The sequence below is a fragment of the Silanimonas sp. genome (assembly GCF_027531545.1).
In the GTDB taxonomy this organism is placed as follows: Bacteria; Pseudomonadota; Gammaproteobacteria; order Xanthomonadales; family Xanthomonadaceae; genus Silanimonas.
In genome coordinates this window covers 11,799-31,891 of the sequence record NZ_JAPZSC010000071.1, presented here as the reverse complement: position 1 = coordinate 31,891, position 20,093 = coordinate 11,799, and the positions used below count along the sequence as shown (strand labels likewise).

Here is a 20,093-nt window from a genome sequence, read left to right as displayed (position 1 = left end):
GCATCGACAGCCCCTTCTGGTACTGAACCCTGTTCTGCGCCATGGCCGACCTCCTGTTTGGCGGCCACATGCTCGCAGTCGTGTGGCTCACTGGGAGAGCCAGCTACTCGGTAGGCTGAGTCATCTTGCTGATCAGGTCGCAGCATGCCGCACACACGGCCGCAGGCACCTGCCACCAACCTTACAGACACCAAGGATCGGGTCAGGAACCCCACCATGCGGCAAGCCGCTACGCAGTGTTTGAACTTACACCTCTTCCTGGGACATCAACGAATCAGCTTGTTGGCATCGTCAGTTGCGTAGCCCACCCCGACCAAGGGCACCCCGGGTCGATGCCACGGCTTCCGTGAGCCATCGCTCAAGTTGAGCAAGAAGCTGGTCTCGATCAAAGTGCTTCGCGGCATAGCTGCGCCCGCTAGCGGCCAGTGCCTCGCGCTCCGATTGCGGCATGGCGGCCAGTCGCTCCACCAGTCTGGCGAGTGCTGAGCTGTCGCCTGCCGCGCACGCCAGACCAGCCGCGGAATCGCGCACGATCGCCGCGCCTTCGCCGTCCAGCATCGCCAGCACCGGACGCCCAGCCACGAGGTAGCTTTGCAGTTTGCCGGGAACGGTCATCGCGAAAATGGGCTCCGGACGCAGCGACACCAGCAACGCGTCCGCTCCCGCAAAGAATGCGGGCATGCGGTCCAGAGGGTGCCGGCCCAGCATGAAGACCGAAGCGTCGAGGCCCGATCGGTCGATCTCGGCGCGTACCGACGGCGCGGCCCGGCCGTCGCCAACAATCAACCAGCAGATGTCGGCGCGATGGCGGAGCAGAGCCGCTGCACCAAGAATCGCCGGGAAGTCCTGTGCATCTCCGATGTTTCCGGCAAACATCACCTTGAATCGCCCGTCAAATGGGGCCATCTCTGGCGCAGGTGCTGCAGGCCCTTGCTCGAACACCGCTTCTACCCACTGCGGGAAGTAGCGCGTCTTCTCCGGGGCCTCCGACCAGCGCTCTATCCCCTCGAAGAACCCGCGTGACTGCGCCAGGATGAGGTCGCAGTGCGCGTAGATGAACTTCACCAGCGCGCCAGTCAGGTTCAACATTCGTTGTGAGCGAACGATGCCCACCGCCGAAAGCGTGTCAGGCCAAAGATCCAGCACCCATAGCGCAAGCGGGGCGCGCTTGAGCCGGCGCAGGAGGATGGCCGGAATGGCTGACGTGATCGGCGATGTCTCGAAGCAGAAGATGGCGTCGAAGCGGCGGCCGCGAAGCAGCCAAGGTCCCAGGACGCAGCCCCAGAACACGAAGCTCCAGTAATTCAGCAGCAGTCCGAGCCGGCCCTGGCCGCGCGGGCGCAGCGGCAGGCGCAGCACCTCTGCGCCAGCGTACCGCGCAAAGTGGGCCGGATCGGCGCGGTAGTCGGCGAACACCTCGCCATCGGGGTAATTGGGGCGGCCTGTCAGCACCGTGACTTCGTGGCCGCGCCGCACGAGGTGCTCGACCAACTCGTTCACCCTGAAGGACTCGGGCCAGAAGTACTGGCTGACGACCAGCAGGCGCACTCTCGGCTCAGCCGTACTCGCGCCAAACGACGCGCCGCACGTAGTCGGTGTAGCTGTGGATGATGCGGACGACCTTGTCGGCGACGTTGGGCATCGAGTAGTCGGCCACCTGTCGCAAGCTGCGGGATGCTCCGCGAGGTTGGCCGGCGAGCAGCGCCAGCCCCTGACGAACCCGCTCGACGTTGAGCCCCGACATCACGACCGCTCCCTCTTCCATGCCTTCAGGCCGCTCGTGAGCCTCGCGAAGGTTGAGGGCCGGAAAGTTCAGGATCGATGCTTCTTCGGAGATCGTGCCGCTGTCGGAGAGGACGGCCCTTGCGTGCATCTGCAGGTGCACGTAGTCGTGAAAGCCGAGTGGCTTGACGAGCTGCACGTTTGGGTGGAAGGTCGCGCCACTGGCCTCGATGCGCTTGCGGGTACGCGGGTGCGTCGACACGATGACAGGCAGGCCATGCTCGGCAGCGACCGAGTCGAGCACGGCGACGAGACGTGCGAAGCTTGCCAGAGGGTCGATGTTCTCTTCCCGGTGCGCGCTGACGACGAAGTAGTCACCAGCGCGCAACTGCAGGCGCGACAGAACGTCCGAGCGGTCGATCTGTGGCCGGTAGTGCGCAAGCACCTCGGCCATGGGGCTGCCGGTCTTGATGACCATGTCGGGCGGCAGTCCCTCGCGCAACAGGTACTCGCGCGCGATGTCGCTGTAGGTGAGGTTGATGTCGGCCGTGTGATCGACGATGCGGCGGTTGGTCTCCTCGGGCACGCGCTGGTCGAAGCAGCGGTTGCCGGCTTCCATGTGGAAGATGGGCACCTTGCGCCGCTTTGCCGGGATCACGGCCAGGCAGCTGTTGGTGTCGCCGAGCACCAGCAGCGCGTCTGGCGTCTCGGTAGCCAGAACTCGGTCGACGGCGATGATGACGTTTCCGATCGTCTCGGCCGCCGTCGCGCCAGCGCTGCCCAGGAAGTGGTCGGGCTTGCGAACGCCCAGGTCATCGAAGAAGACCTGGTTCAACTCGTAGTCGTAGTTCTGCCCGGTGTGCACGAGCACATGCTCGCAATGCTCGTCCAGGCGCGCCAGAACCCGCGACAACCTGATGATCTCTGGCCGAGTGCCGACCACGGTGAGAACCTTCAGCCGCTTCATGGCTGAACCTTCATGGCGACCGTGTCTGGGCGCGCGCGGTCGAAGATCTCGTTGGCCCACAACATCACGATGAGCATGTCTGTGCCTTCGTTGCGGATGTCGTGCGTCCAGCCCGGGATGGTCTCGACGATCAGACCGTCTCCGCCGTGGGTGACGATCTCGTGCGTCTGCGCGGTCTCGACATGGCGAAACCCGAAACGCGCCGTGCCCTGGATGACGAGGAACTTCTCGGTCTTGGTGTGGTGGTAATGCTCACCGCGGGTGACACCGGGATGGGCAGTGAAATAGCTGAACTGCCCGCAGTCCGGCGTCTTGAGCATCTCGACGAACACACCTCTCGCGTCCGCGTGGCGCGCGACCTGGTAAGCAAACTGCTCCGGACGGAGGTGCGTCAGGTAGGTTGCGTACAGGGCGCGCACGAGCCCTGTACCCACCGGAGGAGTCACCAGGGTCTGCCTGCTCGCGGCGAACGAGCGCAGAACATCAGCCACTTCACCAACGGTGGTGTGATGCGTGGGCTCAGCCTCGATGAAGCCGCCGGCATCCTCGACCCCGAGCCGCGCGAGGAAAGCGCTGACGACGTCATCGACGTAAACCAGGGCCAGCGGAGAAGCCGGGTCGTGCACGCTGGGCGGCTCTCCACGTGCCACTTGGTGGCAGAAGGTCGCGACCGCCGAGTTGTAGTGCGGGCGCGCCCACTTGCCAAACACGTTGGTCAGGCGGAAGAGCGACACGCAGGCGCCGGTGGCCTCGGCATAGCGCAGCAGCGCCTGTTCCGCAGCGCGCTTGCTGCGGCCGTAGGGGTTGTCCAGGGCCGCCTGGGTAGACGACGCGAAGACGACAGGCACTTTGCGGCCACTGGCCTGGAGCCGTTGTGCAATGTGTTCGGTGAGCCCCCGGTTGACGCCGTCGAACGCTTCCGGAGACGGTGGCCGGTTGACGCCAGCGAGGTGGTAGACGAAGTCGGCTCCAGCCAGAGCCGCATCCAGGGCGTCGGGCTGGGTGTCCCGCGTGAGCACCACGATTTCGCGGTGACCCGCTTCCTCAAGCCGTCGACGCAGGTTCAGGCCGATGAATCCGGCTCCGCCCGTAATGACGATGCGCATCGTTTCTCGCTTCCTGCGGCAGGTTGATCAGTCCTCGGCTGTCGCCGCCTCGCCGCGCACGACGCGGCGGATGAAATCCAGTTTCAGCAGCAGCGCCTTGGTCTCATCGACGCTCAGGCGCTGCGTGTTGTGGGAGTTGTAGTCCTCGCTGCGGCTGATGCGAGTCTCGCCCTGATCGACGAACTTGTCGTAGTTCAGGTCGCGCCCATCGGGCGGCACGCGAAAATAGCCTTCGAGGTCCTCGGCCGTGGACATTTCCTCGCGGCTGAGCAGCGTCTCGTAGAGCTTCTCGCCGTGGCGAGTGCCAATCACGCGAATCTCGTGTTCCGGGCGGCCGAGCAACTCGCGCAGTGCCTGTGCCAGGGTCTGAACAGTGGACGCCGGGGCCTTCTGCACGAAGATGTCTCCGTTGGCGCCATGCTGGAACGCGTAGATGACGAGTTCGACCGCATCGTCCAGCGTCATCATGAAGCGCGTCATCGTCGGATCGGTCAGCGTCAGCGGCACGCCTGACCGAAGCTGCTCGACGAACAGCGGGATCACCGAGCCGCGCGAGGCCATCACGTTGCCGTATCGCGTGCCGCAGATGACCGTGCCCGAGCCTTCCAGGTTGCGTGACAGGGCGACCATGACCTTCTCCATCATCGCCTTTGAGATGCCCATCGCGTTGATCGGGTACACCGCCTTGTCCGTGGACAGGCATACCACCCGTCGCACACCAGCAGCGATGGCAGCCGTGAGCACGTTCTCGGTGCCGAGGATGTTGGTGCGGACAGCCTGCATGGGGTGGAACTCGCAGGAAGGCACTTGCTTGAGAGCGGCGGCGTGGAACACGAAGTCCGTGCCCCGCATGGCATCGGCCACGCTCCGCTGGTCGCGAACATCACCGAGGTAGAACTTCAGCTTGGCGCTTCGGTAGAGGCGCCGCATGTCGTCCTGCTTCTTCTCGTCGCGGCTGAAGATGCGAATCTCGCGCAGGTCGGAGTTCAGGAAGCGCCGCAGCACGGCGTTGCCGAAGCTGCCGGTGCCGCCGGTGATCAGTAGGGTACGGTCGGTGAACATGGGGATTCTCAGCCTGCGGCGCGCGCAATCTGGTCGCGCTGCGCGGGGCTTGGGTAGTTGATCAGCACGGCGCGGTAGGCGCCCTTGAACACGAACAGGCTGCCGGCGGCGGCGCCGACGATGCCGCCGCAGGCACGCACCAGGCTCTCAATGTCGGCCAGCGAGCCGGCACCGCCCAGCACGGTCAGTGGAACGCGCAGTCGCGAGCGCAGTTCGGCGGCGAGAGTCAGGTCGTAGCCCTCCATCCGACCGTCGTCGTCGATCGAGTTGACGATGATCTCGCCCGCTCCGCGTTCTTGCATTTCGACCGCGGTCTCGACCAGCGAGCGCTTGGTGTTGCGCTTGCCGTTGTGCGTGCAGACGTCTCGGTCACGCCCGAACATCCGCTTCCGGTGGTCGAGAACGACGACCACGCTTTGGCTGCCCACTTCCTCAGCCATCTGCGTGACCAGCAAGGGCTGCTCCACGGCCGCCGAGCTGACACAGACCTTCTCCACGCCGAGGCCGACGATGCGCTTGGCCTGCGCTGCCGTGCGCACGCCACCGCCATAGGCCAGCGGCATGCGCGACTCCGCCGCAAGGTCGGCGATCAGCTTGAAGTCGGGCTCGCGGCTCTCGGCGCTGGCATCGATGTCGAACACGGCCAGTTCGTCGCACTCCTTCTCGTTGAAGATCTTGACGGCATTGATCGGGTCGCCGACGTACTTCGGCTCCTTGAAGCCGACGGTCTTGACCAAGCCACCTTGGTGCACGAGCAGGCTGGGGATGAGGCGGGGTCGCAGCATGGATGTCAGGCCCCGAGGGCGAAGTTCTTCAGCAGGCCGGTACCCCAGTGGTGGCTCTTTTCGGGGTGGAACTGCACGCCCGCGATGTGCCCACGGCGGACGGCGCAGCTGAAGTCGATGCCGTAGCGTGCGCGCGCCGCGGTGTGCTGTGCAGGCTCGGCACAGTCGAAGTAGAAGGAGTGCAGGAAGTAGAAGCGGGCATCACGCTCCATGCCGGCAAACAGCGGTTCGCCAGGCACCGGATCGACGTCGTTCCAACCCATGTGGGGCAGCGGCAAGCCAGCCACCTCGGGCCGTGAGGCCAACGCGCGCACGCGGCCGCTGATCCAGCCCAGTCCCGGCAGGCGGCCCTCGTCGCTGCCTTCCGCCAGGATCTGCATGCCTACGCAGATGCCAAGCACCGGCACCCCATCACGCAGCACCATTTCGTCCAGCGCCTCGCGCATACCCGAGGCCTGCAGAAGATCCATGGCGTGGTCGAAAGCGCCAACTCCGGGAAGGACGATGCGGGTGGCGCCACGCAGCGCCTGCTCGTCGCGCGCCACGCGCACCTCGACGTTCAGGCGCTTGTAGACCGTGACGAAGGCCTGGATGTTCCCCAGCCCGTAGTCGACGATCGTGATCATCGAATGATCGCCCGCTGCGCACCGAAGGCGCGCAACACCTTGGTGCCCAGTTCCATCAAGCCCATCTGGTTGGCGTAATCGCGGTAGGTCTTGTTCGGCCCTCCGTGAAGGGCTCGCAGTTCAGCCACGGTAAGGCCAAGTTTTGTGGCGATGTACTCGAAGTCCTGCGCCAGCGTCTCCTCGTCGTACGCGGGCTTGGCTATCTTTGCCAGCGCCTCCTCGCGCGTCATCTGGCCGGTGAGGATGAGGCTGGAGAAGTGCGCGCGACGCTTGTCGTAGCCAAACTTGGTGGGCAACCAGTAGCCCTCGTAGAAGCGGGTGAAGCGGCTCTCGTAGTGCTTGTGCGCGTAGCGCTGCCACCCGAAGCGGTCCACCAGTTCCTGCATGGCCTGCTCCTTGATGTACGGCACGTAGTTCAGCGGCTTGACGACCTGCACGCCCTTGAAGAAGCGGTAGTAGACCTTGAACTTCAGCACGTCGGCCAGCGGGAAGCTCTTCAGGGGCCGCGTGCCGAAACGGCGGTGGATGTCGCGCAGCTGCCGAAGGTCGCTGGCGTGGTAATGCCACTCCAGCGGCTCGCGCACGCACTCAGTTGAGTAGTTGGCGCCCGTCTGGATGTACTTCACCCCGTTCTTGGCCGCGAAGTTGTACAGCCCCGCGAAGAACGCATGGTCCTGCGGCGTATCCAGGTGCGGTACCTGCGCCTTGAAGAACGCAAGCTGCAGATCCCTCATCTCGGGCCAGTCGACCACCTCGGTGTAGAGGTCAAGGCCAAGACCGTCGACGAGCTTCTCGATGTTGTTGACGGCCTGCTGGGAGTTCCAGCCGGCATCGACGTGGTAGAGCAGCGGGCGCAGCCCGAACTTCTCCTTGGCCAGGTAGGTGACGTAGGAACTGTCCACGCCGCCGCTCAGGCCGATCAGGCAGTCGTGTTCCTCGCCAGCCCGCTCGCGCTTGATCTTCTCGACGATGGCGCGAATCTCGCGCTCGCCGCGCACGTCGGTGTGCCAGTGCGGCAGGATGTTGGTGTCGTAGTTGTTGCAGTAGTCGCACCAACCGCGCGTGTCGAACACGATGCCCGAGTCGGACGTGTCCATGATGCAGCGGTTGCAGATCTGGTAGAGGCGGTGACCCATCGTGTGTTCTCGTTGAGGATCGTGTCTGATTATCGGCGGCGCTTCACCTGCCGCTCAGCAGCCTGTAGAGGCGCTAGGTATGTGCGCCGACCGAAATTTGACCACCCGTGCCGACTGAACATTGGCCAGGGGTGGAGGCCCGTCTAGATCGAGGCGGCTTGCAGATAAGTCTACGGTGTTCGGTGTCGTTCGTTTTCCGGTTGTCGTTGTGGATGGAATCATAGGAAAGCCGCGCAGCGCGTAGCCCGTAGCGGATTGCCCAGCGCGGCGGCCGCTTGGAACGGGTTGGCCACCGGTGCCGGCATAGCCCTTCGGACTTGCTAACGCTATCTCACGAGGATGGCCACGCGCGCGTCAGCGACGGGCGGCCAAGAACGCAGGCATCCGTAGCAGCAGAGTGCCAAGGCTTCTGAGATGAATCCAGCGCGAGACCACCTTCTTCCAAAGCGGCCGTCGGCCTAGGCTGGCATTGTTGCCATGGATACGGCGCAGCAGAGAAACACGTTCTAGGTGCAAGTTTCGCCTACAGAGGTTCGCACCCATCGCAATCCAGAGATCGTGAGACTCGACGTAAGCCGGGATCGGCAGCACCAAGCCGCAGAGTTGGCGCTTCAGAGCCATCGCGCAACCGAAGTACGGGCGCTGCCCTGTGCAGATGCCCCACAGGTTCCGCAGCGCTCGCCCGGAGTCCTCGGCGAGGAGGGCCGGAGGCGTGTGTGGAAGGGGGTGACCGGCAGAGTCGATGTGTGTCTGGTTGGCCGACACCAACAGGGCGTCGCCTTCAGCAAGCGCGCCCAGCATGGCGCGAAACCTGCCTGGCGCCCAGATGTCGTCCTGGTCAGCTAGGAAGAGAAATTCGTGTCGTGCCAGGTACATCGCCTTCGCAAAGGTCTGGTTCGGGCCGCAGTTCACCTCGTTGACATGCACGGTGATGCGAGGGTCCTGCAGGGCCAGAAGCCACTGCACCGTACCGTCACTCGAGCAGTCATCGACCACGAGCAACTCGTCTGTTGCCCCCAACTGCTCAAGGATCGATTGAACTTGTGGCTCCAGGTAGCGGAGGCCGTTGTAGGTCGCAAGACAAACGGAGGCTGGCATGAATGCGTTCTGAACGGGATCGCCCGTGTCTATCCGTTAGCAGGTTTGGGGCCGCTCCTATTTAGCAGGCCGTCGCGCACACCAGACAGGAAGGCAGAAAGGTAGAGCTTGCGATGCTCGTGCTGTCGAAGCACGACGAGCGCCTGCAGGACCGCCGCGGTGAGTTCCCTCAATGCATAGAGAACGGGAACCTCCCGGCGCCGCAGGAGCAGTAGCGGGTTACGGAGCTTGTAGTAACTCCGCGCAGGTCCGTGCAGCGAAGTCCGGACGCCGGCGTATTGAAGTGTCTTCTCACCAATTCGATGGCTCATGCGTGCTGCAGAGACCAGACCCACGCTGAAGCCGTGGCGCCGGCAACGGAAGCACCACTCGAAGTCGACGTAATCGATGAACAATGTACGGTCCATCCAGACGCCGCGCTGGAAGACACGACTTCGGACGAAATTGCCCGATGAGATCACTAGGTCTACAGGTACCGCGACAGACGGACCGTCTGCGTAGATTGGGTGCGGAATGCCCAGCACTGAGAGTCGGTAGGCGGGCAGCACTTCGCGGTTCAGTGAATCGACGCAAGTAGGCGCAAGAATGTCGAAATCCGTGGTGCTTATGGCTGCGTCCATGGCCACAAGAGTCGCTTCCTCGGGGCAACTGTCCTGATCAAAGAATGCAACGACATCTGCTTGCATCTGCAAGGCGCGCTGCGCACCGACGTTCTGGGCGTGAGCAATGCCTGTGTTGCTTAGCAAAGGCAGGTGCTGGATTCGTTCGCCCAGCCCTAGTTCCTGCGGTTGCGGCGTGTTATCAACCACGAGGACGTGGTGGCTGATCCCCAGCAGTTGGTCACACAGGATTCGCAGCTGCTCTAGGTTGGGATGAAAGGCAACGATAACTGCGATGATCTTCATGCACGTTCACCTGCGAGCCCGCGCTGTGGTTCGTGGTGGGTGTCGGTTCGAAGAACGTGCCACCAGTACCAGACAACGACCAGCAAGCCGTAGGAATTGAAGAGAACCGGGTTCGTGAGGGAGAGCAGCAAGTACAGCCCAAACAGCACCGCGTAGCGAGCAGAATGCACAGGGGTCCGTGCCCAGCTGTGTTGGGGAACCCAGAGGGCCGCGAAGACCACGGCGGTCACCGGGACGCCCAAGTAGCGGAACATGTCGAACAGAGTGATCTCTGTGTGTGCGACGAATTCGTCGCGGCCGCCGGAGAAGTAGTAGGCGCCCAGCCCTTGACCGATGATCGAGCGTGTTAGCGTGAGGTTGTCGAAAAATGACGTTGCATGACCGACTTTGATCGCATTGGAGGTCTCGCCAAGGCTGAAAAAATCTGTTTGCGACGAGAGATAGATGCCCAACACAAGAGTAATAGCGCCAAACAAGAGAGCAAGAATCCATCGCGCCTGCCCGTTCAATTCACACAGGAGCAGAAAGACGAAGGCGGCGATGCAAACAATGAGGGTACCCCGTGAAGTGCTGAGCAGCACGGTCAATATAATGATAAAGACCATCAAGAGATCCCTGAATCTATGCAGCCGCATGAAGTCTCTGCAAAAGACACAGAACGCGCAGAACAGAAACGGCGTGCTGCCTAGAGAGAACATAGCGACCGGATCATCCAGGAAGTCACGCTCCCCGATGGCCCCAAGGCTGTACTCGACGAACAGATCGAGAAAGACTGCAGAAACCGCGGAGTCTGTCAAGAAGACGATGAAGACGAAACTCAGTGCGGTCAGGCCGCAAATGGCTATACCGCCGATCTTAACGATTTGATCGAAATCTATGCGGAACCAAATCACCGGGTAGATCAGGACCAGCACGGTCGAAGCCAAAGCGAACTGCTGGCTCAACTCATCATCGACCCAGTTGACCAGCGACAGCCCGAAGCCGTAGACGAATGCGGCAATCACCACCAAGGGCGCGATCGTTGGCACACGCAGTTGCGTGGGCCGTGCGAGACCTGCGGCCAAGGTCAAGGCCATCAGGCCGACGAACACCAACTTGTTAGCGGGAGCCGTGGGCGCACACAAGGTGGCGACCACGAAGATGCCCATAAGCAGGCTGGCAAGCGCCCGGATCCGACGTTGACCGCTGTTGAGCATGACAGCGTGTCCTGTGCCGGGCCGCCGAAGGATGCGACCAGTACTCACTGGAGGCCTACCCTCAGCTTGATGGCGGAAATGGCGCGCGCGGAGGAGCCGTCGTCCGTGTAGCGGTGAAATCTGTTGAGAAGGGCGCGGTAACGTTCATGCGGCGGCTTGCCGATCTTCTCGCGCAAGCTAGCAAGACGCTGCAGCACCGTCTTCCAATCGACGCACGGGCTATCGGGGCAGATGTCATCGTATTGGAAATAGAGGCCGCGATCGCTCGACAGGTACTGGTTGAGGTCGAACGGTGCCATGATGATGGGGCGCTCGGTCAGCAGAAAGTCGAAATAGATTCCTGAATAGTCGGTGATGAGCGCGTCGAAGTCGCCCAACTCTTCGTAGATGTCGGACTCGCCAGTGTGACGGTATATGTGCCGCGCAGCTGCGAAGTGCCCCTCATCGGCCTCACAGAATCGCTGGACGGGATGGGCCTTGATGAAAAGGTCGATGCCGAGCCGGGCGAGTTCGAGATCGACGGTCTGAAAATCGAAGCCGCCTTCGCTGAGCAGGGGGAAAGCCGAACCTGGCGTACCGCGCAAGGTCGGCATGTAGATGACGCGCAGGCGGTCTCGCCTTGAAGTCAGACTTCTCGACGCCGCGAGCAGATCATTGCGCGGATACCCGGTCAGCACGACGTCTTGAGGTTCGACGTTGAAGGCGCGCCGGTAGGTCACCGCATCCACGTCTGCCGCTGCCAGTATCAGGTGTGCGCGATCGTTCCGGTAGGGCCACAGCAAGGTGGTGATCCGGGCTCGCAGCTGAGGCTGCCAGTCTTTGTCGTTGTCATAGCCAATGCGCTTGATGGGCATGCCATGCCAAGTCTGGATGCGGCGCACAGGCCATCCGAGCCAGAGGGCATCGAAGTCCCACTCTGCCGAGTGCGTGAAGATGACGGCGCCAGCCCGCAGTTGCGCCCAGACCCCGCGCGGGCTGCGCGCCAGCACCACTGGCAGGCCCCTGCGTCGCATGTCCTCGAACAGTCTCTGGTCCTTAGCGACCCACATCGCTTGGATCTCGGGGTGGCGCGTCAGCGCCTCGCGGTAGATGTATTTCGGGTTGTCAATGAACTTGCGTCCGTTCCACGCGCCGAAAAGCCAAAGCTCCCGACGGCGTGGAACGCAGCTGATTACAAGCCAGACGATCCATAGCGGGACGATGCCCAGCAGACGCAGGCTGACTCGAAGGAGGCGACGCATGGGCAGAGGTCAAGCGCGGATCAGCGCAGTGCGCGCTCAAGCAACGCGGGAATGTCGATTGGCACCCCGTTGTAGTTTTCGCTGCGACCGGGAGCGTGCATCTCGCCGATCAGCTGCATCAACGCGTGTGCACCGATGCGGCTTGAGATGTGATCCTGAATCCTGAGCGATTTGAGCATCTCGAGAACACGTTTCAGGAGATTGCGTTCGCTACCAGCGGCCACCAGCATGTCAAGATTAGTTTCCAGCAGTGTCGGCAGCGTGAAGCTGCAGGCCAGACCATGGGGAACGTCATGGTGGCTCGTCAGTGGGTAGGAGATAGCATGGGCCACCGCGGTCCGAGTCTGGCTGATGGCCAAGCCGGCCATCACGCTGGCCTGTTGTACCAGGGCGCGGTGGCGAAGATCATCAGGCTGCTGCAGCACGATAGGCAGCGCCTTGACCATCAGGCTCAGCGACTCGTGGGCGAACGCGGCGCTCACCGGGGTGCGATGGCGGTTCCACAGCGACTCTAAGGAATGCGAGCAAGCGTCCAGCGCCGTGTACAGAGTCTCTTTGGGGGGCAGGCTGAGCGTGAGCTCAGGCGCCAGGAAGGCCAGGCTAGGCAGCACATGCGCACCGGCGATCGAATGCTTCTTCTTGTGAGTGCGATCCCACAGCGTGGCGAAGGGCGTGACTTCAGCGCCGGTGCCTGATGTGGTCGGGACCGCAAACACCGGAATCCTGGAGCCGTTGCCAGACGCCAATTGCTGCGAAGCGATGGCTTCGGCCATGGGCCGCGCATGTGGTGATCGTAGGCTGATGCTAAGGAGCTTTGCAGCATCGATGACGCTGCCACCGCCCATGGCCAGGACCGCCTCGACGTGCAGCCGCCGGAGCTGGGCCGTTGCGGCGTCGAGATCGAGCACGTCGGGGTTGGGTTGCACCTGGTCGAATACCGAAACGATCCTGCCCGGCAGGATCGCCTCGATGCGTTCGACCAAGCCCCTTCGTACGAAGCCCGCGCTGGTTACCAACAGAAGCCTGGCAAGCGGTACCTCGGCTGCAAGGGCCCCTAGGGGGCCGGCAACGATGCGAACGGGGTTGCAGAAGTGCCAGTCAGCTCGCAGTTCCAAGGGCTGCCCCCATGAATGCGCGCTTGTTTTCCTCTGCACTGCTGGTTGGCCGCCCCAGGTCGTCGCGTGACCCGGCCTTGATGCGCACCTCCAGGAGCACCGGCCCCTGGTGGTCTACTAACTCTCGCCAGGCTGCCCGCAAAGAGGCGGGATCCCCAGCCACTCGGTGGGCGGCGTAGCCGCTGCCGAGGGCGATGGCCGCAAAGTCGATCGATCCCGCAGCTGTAGGCTGCCCGCCGACGGACTCATGGGCGGCGTTATTGAGCAGCACGTGTATAAGCCGGGCCGGCTTGAGGCTGCCGATGACTGGCATGGCGCCCAGGTGCATAAGTAGCGAGCCGTCACCGTCGAGGCAAACGACACGCCGCTTGGGTTGACCTAGAGCCACACCGAGCGCGATCGACGATGTATGTCCCATGCCACCCACGGTCAGGAAGTCGCGCTGCGCCTCGCCGCGGCGCACCCGCAGTTCGAAGACCTCTCGCGACGTCTTGCCCGTGGTCGAGATGATCAGGTCGTCCGATCCTGTCAGCGCCAGCAGTGTGTCGAGTGCTTGCTCACGTGTCATGTCGGACAGGCTTTCGGCCTTGCGCAGGCTCTTGTACTTCGCGAAGGTGTCCTTGCGCACCACCAGCGCCACCGGGGCGTTGGTGCGCGCCATGTCGGCGAAAAGCTCGTCGACAACGGCCTCGGCGTCCGAACCAGCCTCGAGCACGCGACAAGGCACGCCCAGAAGCTCGAGCTGTCCCAGCGTCACACGACCTTGTTTCACGTGCTGGGGCTCGTCCTTCACCCCGGGTTCGCCCCGCCAGCCGATGATCAGCAGCATCGGCAGGCGGTAGACCTCCGGGTCCGCCAGGGAGGTAAGCGGGTTAATGGCGTTGCCCAGCCCCGAGTTCTGCATGTACACAGCGCAGAACTTGCCAGTGGCCATGTGGTAGCCGGCCGCCAGCGCCACGGCATTACCCTCATTGGCAGTGATGACGTGCGAGCCGTCTTCCCCGTTGTCGTCCACGTAGGCGCAGAAGTTGGCCAGCAACGAATCCGGCACGCCAGCAAACAGGCCGATACCGCGGCTCTGCAGTAACCTATAGAGTTTCTCTGGAGGGATCATTACTTGGTCCCGGGAATCAGCTCAAGGATGTCCTTGATCGGCAGCAACTGGGCATCCGACTCCGCAGAGCGCCGGTTCGTTAGGATGGAGCGGGCCGTGTTCACCATGGCCGGGTAGGCGCTGCGCAGCAGGTGGTTGGCGTAGATGACCACGTTCACACCGTGAGCCTGCAACTCGTCTTCGGTGACCTTGTTATAGCTGGAGGGCACGGCAACTAGCGGCTTGCGGTTGGGTAGGGCGTTGTAGCGGCGGCAGAACTCAAAGACTTCGTCCGGCTCCTTGCGGCGACTGTGAATCATGATGCCGTCGGCACCTGCCTCCAGGTAGGCGGCGGCGCGTGTCATCGCATCGTCTACACCTTGGTCCAGAATCAGGCTCTCGATGCGGGCGATGATCATGAACTCCTGGGTCTGCTGAGCCCGCTTTCCGGTGCGGATCTTGTGACAGAAGTTCTCGATGGAGTCCTGCGTCTGCGGCACGTCAGTGCCGAACAGTGAGTTCTTCTTCAACCCGGTCTTGTCCTCAATGATGATTGCCGAGACGCCAAGACGTTCTAAGGTCCGCACGGTGAAAACGAAGTGTTCCGGCTGACCGCCGGTGTCGCCGTCGTAGATCACTGGTTTAGTCGTGACTTCAAGGACTTCATTGAGGGTGGTCACTCGCGCCGTCACATCCACGGCCTCTATGTCTGGCTTGCCCTTGGCCGTGGAGTCGGTGAGGCTGCTGCCCCACATGCCGTCGAACTCGCGCCGACCGTTCGGCGTCGACACCCAGGTGTTCTCGATGATCAGAGCGGACAGTGCGTTGTGGATGTCGAGAAAGCGCAGCAGGGGTTTGACTTGCAGCATGCGCCGCAGCGACTTCAGTCGAACCTCGGGCGTGGTACCAACCTCACGCAGGGCACCATGCAGTTGCGTCGACGAAATGCCGGCCGTGTAGGGTACTTCCACCAGTTCGCCGCCCCATTGGGCGAGCGCGTCGATTACGCGCTGCCGAGTTTGTTTCTGCACGCCTTCCTTCCAGTCGTCGCCATGCACCACGTACCGGGGTTTCAGGGCTTCGAGGTTGGCCACGTAGTCGAGCGTAGTCTGCGGCACGACCCGTGTCACGCCCTTGATATTCTCGATAACCACGCGCCGCTGCTCAAAGGTCATGTGTGGCACGCGCTTGTAGCTCGCGATGGCCTCGTCGGTCAGCAGGCCCACGACCACATCGCCCAGCTCGCGGGCCTTTTGCAGGATGTTCAGGTGACCGGGGTGAACGAGATCGGCGCTCATGCCAACGTAAACGATTGGTGTCATACGGTGAGTTCCTTGGGACGCTGCTTCAGTTGAAGGTATGCAACCGGCCAGAGGGCCAGCGCGCGGTGGACGAAGACATAGGCCTCCGCGACGATCATTAGGAGGGCGAGGCTGACGGCGCCCAGTCGATCCATCAGCACCAGCCCAGCCAATCCAATCGCGAACACGATGGCGCCGTAGATGACGGAGGTATTGGCGACATCCATGCGGCCCAGGGCGACCGACAGCGGATAGCCGGACATCACGGCCATGACATGCACGACGATGGCAACGAGGAAGACGTGCAGGATTGGCAGAGCATCCAACCATGGGGATCCGAAGATTCGCCCAATGATCCAGGGTGCCGAGGCGTAGACCGCGGCGGCGGCAAGCACCACTGCAATGATGCTGAGCATGTTGGCCTTGATGAGCAAGCGCAGGTCACGTTCCCGGGCCATGTAAGGGTAGAGGGCCTGCACCAAGGGCACGAAGAGTTGCTGCATAGCCTTGTAGAACTGTTCGGCCAGCGCGTAGAGCGCAGTCGCCGCGGGTGTTGCCAGTGCGCCCAGCACCAACGGCGCGCTGCTCTGGTAAGCCGTCACGGCCAGACGGGAGGCGAAGAAGCCGCTGGCTAATTTGACGGCATAACGGATGTTCCGGGCTCGTGGCACCTGCAGGCGGAAGCCCAGCCGGTGCATCAGGACCAGGTACATCGTCAGCGCAAGCAACTGGGCCAGACCGTCGATGGTCGGCACCCAGAGATAGTCTGCCGGGGCGTCGACCAGCAACAGGATGCCAAGGGCGTAGCAAACACGGGTGATCAGCATCACTACGCTCATGAACTCCATGCGTTCCAGACCATGGAAAAGCCAAATGGGTTGGAACGTCAGACCGAAGAGCGGTACGAGGGTCAGTAGCAGGAGGGTGGTGTGTTCGCTATAACGGGTGGTGCCTAGCGCGAACGCAAGCACGATGGTCGCGACCAGAAAGTACATGGCTGTCTTCACGCCCATGATGCCGCTGACGATGGCGTTCACAACGGTAGGCCGGTCCCGGTGGTGGGCAATCCGGGCAGTGGCAGCCAGGGTGAAGCCGGAGTCCACCAGAACAGCGGAGAACTGCACGATCCCTACGGCGAACACCACAACGCCGTAGCGCTCCAGACCCAGCACACGCGTGAGGTGCACGAGCACGATCAGCGGTACGCCGTAGTTCACCAGCTGGATGAACATGAGCGCCGCAGTGTTGCGCGTGAGCCGGTGCGCGAAGAGTCTTCGCCAGCGGCTCACCGTGTCCGAAGCTGGAAACTGTGGAGTGCCCGTCCCAGGGCCTTGGGCTTGCACGTCAGATCGCCGCACGCATCTGCTGTAGCTTGCGCGCGATGGCCGGGTCGGCTGCCGCCCCTCGCCAACTGTGGCGGACCATTACGCCAAGTGCGAGCAGCAGAAAGGTGCTGATACCGCACAGAACCGCAATTAGTGCACGCTTGGGCGCGCTCTTGCGCTCAGGCGCCGTTGCAGCATCAACCACTTGGATCAGACCACCTTCCCGGCCTTCGTCGATGCGCGCAAGTTCGTATTGTCGAGAAAACGTCTCGAATAGGGCTTCCTGGTACTTGAACTCTCGGAACTTTCCAATGTAGTCGGGCCCAGCAGCCTTGAGTGGCATCTCCTGCGCAGCCAGTTGGCTGCGCATGGCCGTCAGCGCTACGATAAGTTGTTGCATTTCAGGGGCCGAATCTTTGAGCGTGCCTCGCAGTGCCTGCAGTCGCACTTCGGCGCTGGCAATCTCGGCCCGCAGACGGGCGTAGGCTTCAGCGGCAGCTTTGGGCTCAGCCCGCAGCGTCCCGGCGGTGAAGCCGCTCGATTCGAGATCGCGCTGGGCTTTAGTCAGCGCGGTGCGTGTCGCCTTGACCTGGACTTCAAAGAATTGCCGTCGCTGTTGCGCTTCGGTCAAGGCGAGCGACGAAGTCAGCCGCCGCAGTTCCTCGACGTAGGCGTTAGCCATGTTGGCGGCTCTCTCAGGTGAGCGGTCGTCGACCTGTACGGCGATCAGTCCATCCTTCTTGCCGACCATGACGCGGACCCGGCTCTGCAGTTTCTCGCGTGCGTCGACGCGCAGGTCGACGTCGTAGACGGTCAAGAGGGAAAAGCGATCGATGATCCTGTCTGACAGTGTCACGCTCTGCAGGAGTGCGGCCAGTTGATCCGCAGGGGTCTTGACGCCACCGGCTCCTGCCGCGAGACCGCCCAGCGCACCGAGCCCGGCCAGCGCTACGGAGGCTTGGTTCTGCTGCTGAGGGGGCAGGAAGACCGTCCTGCCCGTGAAGGTAGGCGGCACCATCCAAGCGACACCCAGGCCAAGGAGGGCGGCTATGCAAGGCGCCGCTATGAGCAGCCTCCAGTGGTGCAAAACCGGGATCAGCAGATCCAGGATTGAGGAGTTGCTGTCGACAGGCGAGGGCTCGATCCCAATGCTGGACTCGGCGCTAGCGTTTTCGCGTCCGCTCATCGCTTCTAGAGCCCCCACGCCAGCATTCTCAACGCCCCTGGGGTGCTCGGGTTCTCGGCAGTATTGGCCGCAAGACGTGTCATGCGGCTCATCGCGTTGCCCTCTTGATCCCTGCAATACCCAGGCCGAACTGGAAAGACACTTGGGTCCGGTCACCTACACGCTGGATGAAGGTGGTCTTGTTCATCTGCTCGGGCGCGAAACCGGTGTTGCCTGGCTCGGTACAAACGTCTTCGACGCCCTCGCTACGCCGCAGCTAGCTGGCACTTGACTCGTGTTCATCGCGTCGCACTCACAATCCCCGCCACCCCCAGCCCGAACTGGAACACGATCTGCGTCCAGTCCTTCGCCGCCTGCAGGAAGGTGGTCTTGTCCATTTCCTCCGGCACGAAGACGGTGTCACCGGGCTTGGCCGGCAATTGGTCCAGCCCCTCAGACCGGCCATACCAGGTGCGGCCGCCCTGCGCGCTGCTCACCACGCTGCCATTGCTGCGCACCACGAACACGCTGCCGCGGTCGGCGCCCTTGGTGGGGCCGCCGGCCAGTTGCACGTAGTCGCCCACGCTGCGCCCGGGCAGGTGCAGGTAGCTGGCGGCGTTGAAGACGCTGCCGAACACGCCCACCGTCGTGGGGCGCGCGGGGATGAAGATGCGGTCGCCGTCTTCGAGCGCCAGGTCGGGCAGTTCGGCGGCATCAGGCTCGATTTGCAGCACGATGCGGCCCGTGGGCCGCAGTGTGCGCAGCCGTTCCACCAGCCGCTGCGTGCCGGCGGCTCGCGCCTGCTGCGTGGTCGCCTCTTCGGTGCTGGCCACGCGCTGCGCGCCGGCGGCGCGCGCAAAGTCGGTTTCCAGGTCGCGCAGGGCGCGGTCGTAGTTCTCTTGCTGCGTGCGCTGCACGCTCAGGCGCGAGAACTCGGTGGCAAACAGGTAGGCCCCCGGCGTGTAGCCACCGGCGGCGCGAATGGCGTCGTGTACGCTGCTGTTCTCGGGCAGCACGTAGTCGCCGGGCCGCAGCACCTCGCCTTCCACCCTCACCCGCTTGGCCTGGCGCTGCACGGGCAGGGCGGCGCTCACGGCGCTGAAGGCGCGCAGCAGGTCGCCGTGCGAAAGCCCGGCCCGCTCGTCGCGCGGCAGATCCAGCTGGGCAATCCGGCTGGCCTTGCGCTCCGCCAGCCGCTCCACCGCCAGCCGCGTGCGGTCGGCCACCGCGGTGAAGCCGCCCACCATGCGCAGCGCATCCGCCACCGTCTCGCCGGGCTTCAGCTCGATGACGGCCGGGTTGTTGACGCTGCCGATGAAGCCCACCTGCGTGCCCACCGGGCCCACGTGCACCACGTCGCCCGCCTGCAGCACGCGGTCGGCCGATCGGTCGCCATTCAGCAACAGGTCGTAAAGGTCGAACCGTGCCACCAGCGCCGCGCCGCGCCGCAGTTCGATGGCGCGGAAGCTGCCCGCCGCCGATGGGCCGCCCGCCCGCATCAGCGCCGTCAGCACGGTGGAAAGGCTGCTCACGGTGTAGGCACCGGGCCTGACGACGAAGCCCGATACGAAGACCCGGATGCCGCGCAGCTGCCCCAGGGCCACGCTGCTCTCGAAGTTGCGGAACACGCTGGCCACGCGGCGGTTCACCACCGCGGGCAGCTCGCTCAGCAGCACGCCCGCCACCTGCACCGCGCCCACCCGCGGTATGGTGATGCGGCCGCCGCGGTCAACCATCAGGCGCAGGTCGGCGTCGACCGAGCCCCACAGCGTGACCAGCACCTCGTCGCCGGGGCCGATGATGTAGTCGGCCGGCGCCAGCGGGCTGAGCTCGGCGCCGCGCCCGTCCAGGGCGCCCGTCACCAGCTCGGCACCAAAGCGGCGCACGGTCGCGTCGGGGCCGGCCTGCTGCTGCACGTAGCGCTCGAACTCGCCCGGCACGTAAGGCGCGGCAGCGGCCGGGTCGGCCTGCACGGCCGGCTCGCGCGGGGCCGTGCGTTCCGCGGCCGGCGCACGCAGGCGCACCGGGCCGCTGCCTGCTGTCGCCGGCTCGGAAAACTCGGCGGCCGGCAGCGGCAGGCCGGGGTTGAGGGATGTCTGCGCCTGGGCGCCCACCATCAGGGCGCCCAGCCCGATCAGGGCTCCAGCAATCAGCTTGAGCGCTCGTGTAGGCCAGGTACGAAGGAGCATCGTGGAGCGCTGCAGACGAAATGAGGTCCAGGCGGCAGGGCGACCCGTCATCCTTTCGGTG

At 63.7% G+C, this 20,093-nt stretch carries 17 protein-coding genes; all 17 read right to left on the bottom strand.

Going from position 1 to position 20,093, the window contains the following annotated elements:
• Positions 1–291: 291 nt before the first annotated feature.
• Positions 292–1,548, bottom strand: a complete 1,257-nt coding sequence (locus O9280_RS17450) for a glycosyltransferase family 4 protein (RefSeq protein ID WP_298345890.1) — start codon at positions 1,546–1,548, stop codon at positions 292–294.
• 7 nt (positions 1,549–1,555) lie between these two features.
• Positions 1,556–2,689 (bottom strand): UDP-N-acetylglucosamine 2-epimerase (non-hydrolyzing), encoded by a 1,134-nt coding sequence (gene wecB, locus O9280_RS17445; protein ID WP_298345888.1) that lies wholly within the window; start codon positions 2,687–2,689, stop codon positions 1,556–1,558.
• Positions 2,686–3,795 carry an NAD-dependent epimerase/dehydratase family protein gene (locus tag O9280_RS17440; RefSeq protein WP_298345886.1) on the bottom strand — a complete coding sequence of 370 codons (1,110 nt, stop codon included), beginning with the start codon at positions 3,793–3,795 and terminating at the stop codon, positions 2,686–2,688. The genes wecB and O9280_RS17440 overlap by 4 nt, the downstream gene beginning before the upstream one ends.
• Positions 3,796–3,822: 27 nt before the next feature.
• On the bottom strand, positions 3,823–4,857 hold the full coding sequence (locus O9280_RS17435) for a polysaccharide biosynthesis protein (RefSeq protein WP_298345883.1): 1,035 nt from the start codon (positions 4,855–4,857) through the stop codon (positions 3,823–3,825).
• A gap of 8 nt (positions 4,858–4,865) precedes the next feature.
• Complete coding sequence (locus O9280_RS17430) at positions 4,866–5,642, bottom strand: AglZ/HisF2 family acetamidino modification protein (protein WP_298345880.1); 777 nt, start codon at positions 5,640–5,642, stop codon at positions 4,866–4,868.
• Positions 5,643–5,647: 5 nt separating this feature from the next.
• The gene (gene hisH, locus O9280_RS17425; RefSeq protein WP_298345876.1) at positions 5,648–6,268 is read right to left on the bottom strand and encodes an imidazole glycerol phosphate synthase subunit HisH; all 621 of its coding nucleotides are present in this window, start codon (positions 6,266–6,268) and stop codon (positions 5,648–5,650) included.
• Positions 6,265–7,404, bottom strand: a complete 1,140-nt coding sequence (locus O9280_RS17420) for an N-acetyl sugar amidotransferase (RefSeq protein WP_298345873.1) — start codon at positions 7,402–7,404, stop codon at positions 6,265–6,267. The genes hisH and O9280_RS17420 overlap by 4 nt, the downstream gene beginning before the upstream one ends.
• 354 nt (positions 7,405–7,758) lie before the next feature.
• On the bottom strand, positions 7,759–8,502 hold the full coding sequence (locus tag O9280_RS17415; RefSeq protein ID WP_298345871.1) for a glycosyltransferase: 744 nt from the start codon (positions 8,500–8,502) through the stop codon (positions 7,759–7,761).
• Positions 8,503–8,531: 29 nt separating this feature from the next.
• A complete protein-coding gene (locus tag O9280_RS17410) occupies positions 8,532–9,407 on the bottom strand; it encodes a hypothetical protein (RefSeq protein WP_298345868.1) in 876 nt (291 codons plus the stop codon).
• A complete protein-coding gene (locus O9280_RS17405) occupies positions 9,404–10,603 on the bottom strand; it encodes a hypothetical protein (protein WP_298345864.1) in 1,200 nt (399 codons plus the stop codon). Before O9280_RS17405 ends, O9280_RS17410 begins: the two co-directional genes overlap by 4 nt.
• Before the next feature lie 44 nt (positions 10,604–10,647).
• Positions 10,648–11,844 (bottom strand): CDP-glycerol glycerophosphotransferase family protein, encoded by a 1,197-nt coding sequence (locus O9280_RS17400; RefSeq protein ID WP_298345861.1) that lies wholly within the window; start codon positions 11,842–11,844, stop codon positions 10,648–10,650.
• Positions 11,845–11,864: 20 nt separating this feature from the next.
• Positions 11,865–12,998: a phosphonoacetaldehyde reductase gene (locus O9280_RS17395; protein ID WP_298345858.1), complete on the bottom strand. Its 1,134-nt coding sequence runs from the start codon at positions 12,996–12,998 to the stop codon at positions 11,865–11,867.
• Positions 12,943–14,073, bottom strand: coding sequence for a phosphonopyruvate decarboxylase (aepY, locus tag O9280_RS17390; RefSeq protein WP_298345855.1), 1,131 nt, complete (start codon positions 14,071–14,073; stop codon positions 12,943–12,945). Before aepY ends, O9280_RS17395 begins: the two co-directional genes overlap by 56 nt.
• Positions 14,073–15,374 (bottom strand): phosphoenolpyruvate mutase, encoded by a 1,302-nt coding sequence (aepX, locus tag O9280_RS17385; RefSeq protein WP_298345851.1) that lies wholly within the window; start codon positions 15,372–15,374, stop codon positions 14,073–14,075. The genes aepY and aepX overlap by 1 nt, the downstream gene beginning before the upstream one ends.
• Positions 15,371–16,642, bottom strand: a complete 1,272-nt coding sequence (locus O9280_RS17380; RefSeq protein WP_298345848.1) for an oligosaccharide flippase family protein — start codon at positions 16,640–16,642, stop codon at positions 15,371–15,373. Before O9280_RS17380 ends, aepX begins: the two co-directional genes overlap by 4 nt.
• 55 nt (positions 16,643–16,697) lie before the next feature.
• Entirely contained in the window at positions 16,698–17,864 is a 1,167-nt protein-coding gene (locus O9280_RS17375) for a Wzz/FepE/Etk N-terminal domain-containing protein (RefSeq protein ID WP_298345845.1), read from the bottom strand.
• A gap of 278 nt (positions 17,865–18,142) precedes the next feature.
• Entirely contained in the window at positions 18,143–20,032 is a 1,890-nt protein-coding gene (locus tag O9280_RS17370; protein ID WP_298345842.1) for an SLBB domain-containing protein, read from the bottom strand.
• Positions 20,033–20,093 lie beyond the last annotated feature (61 nt).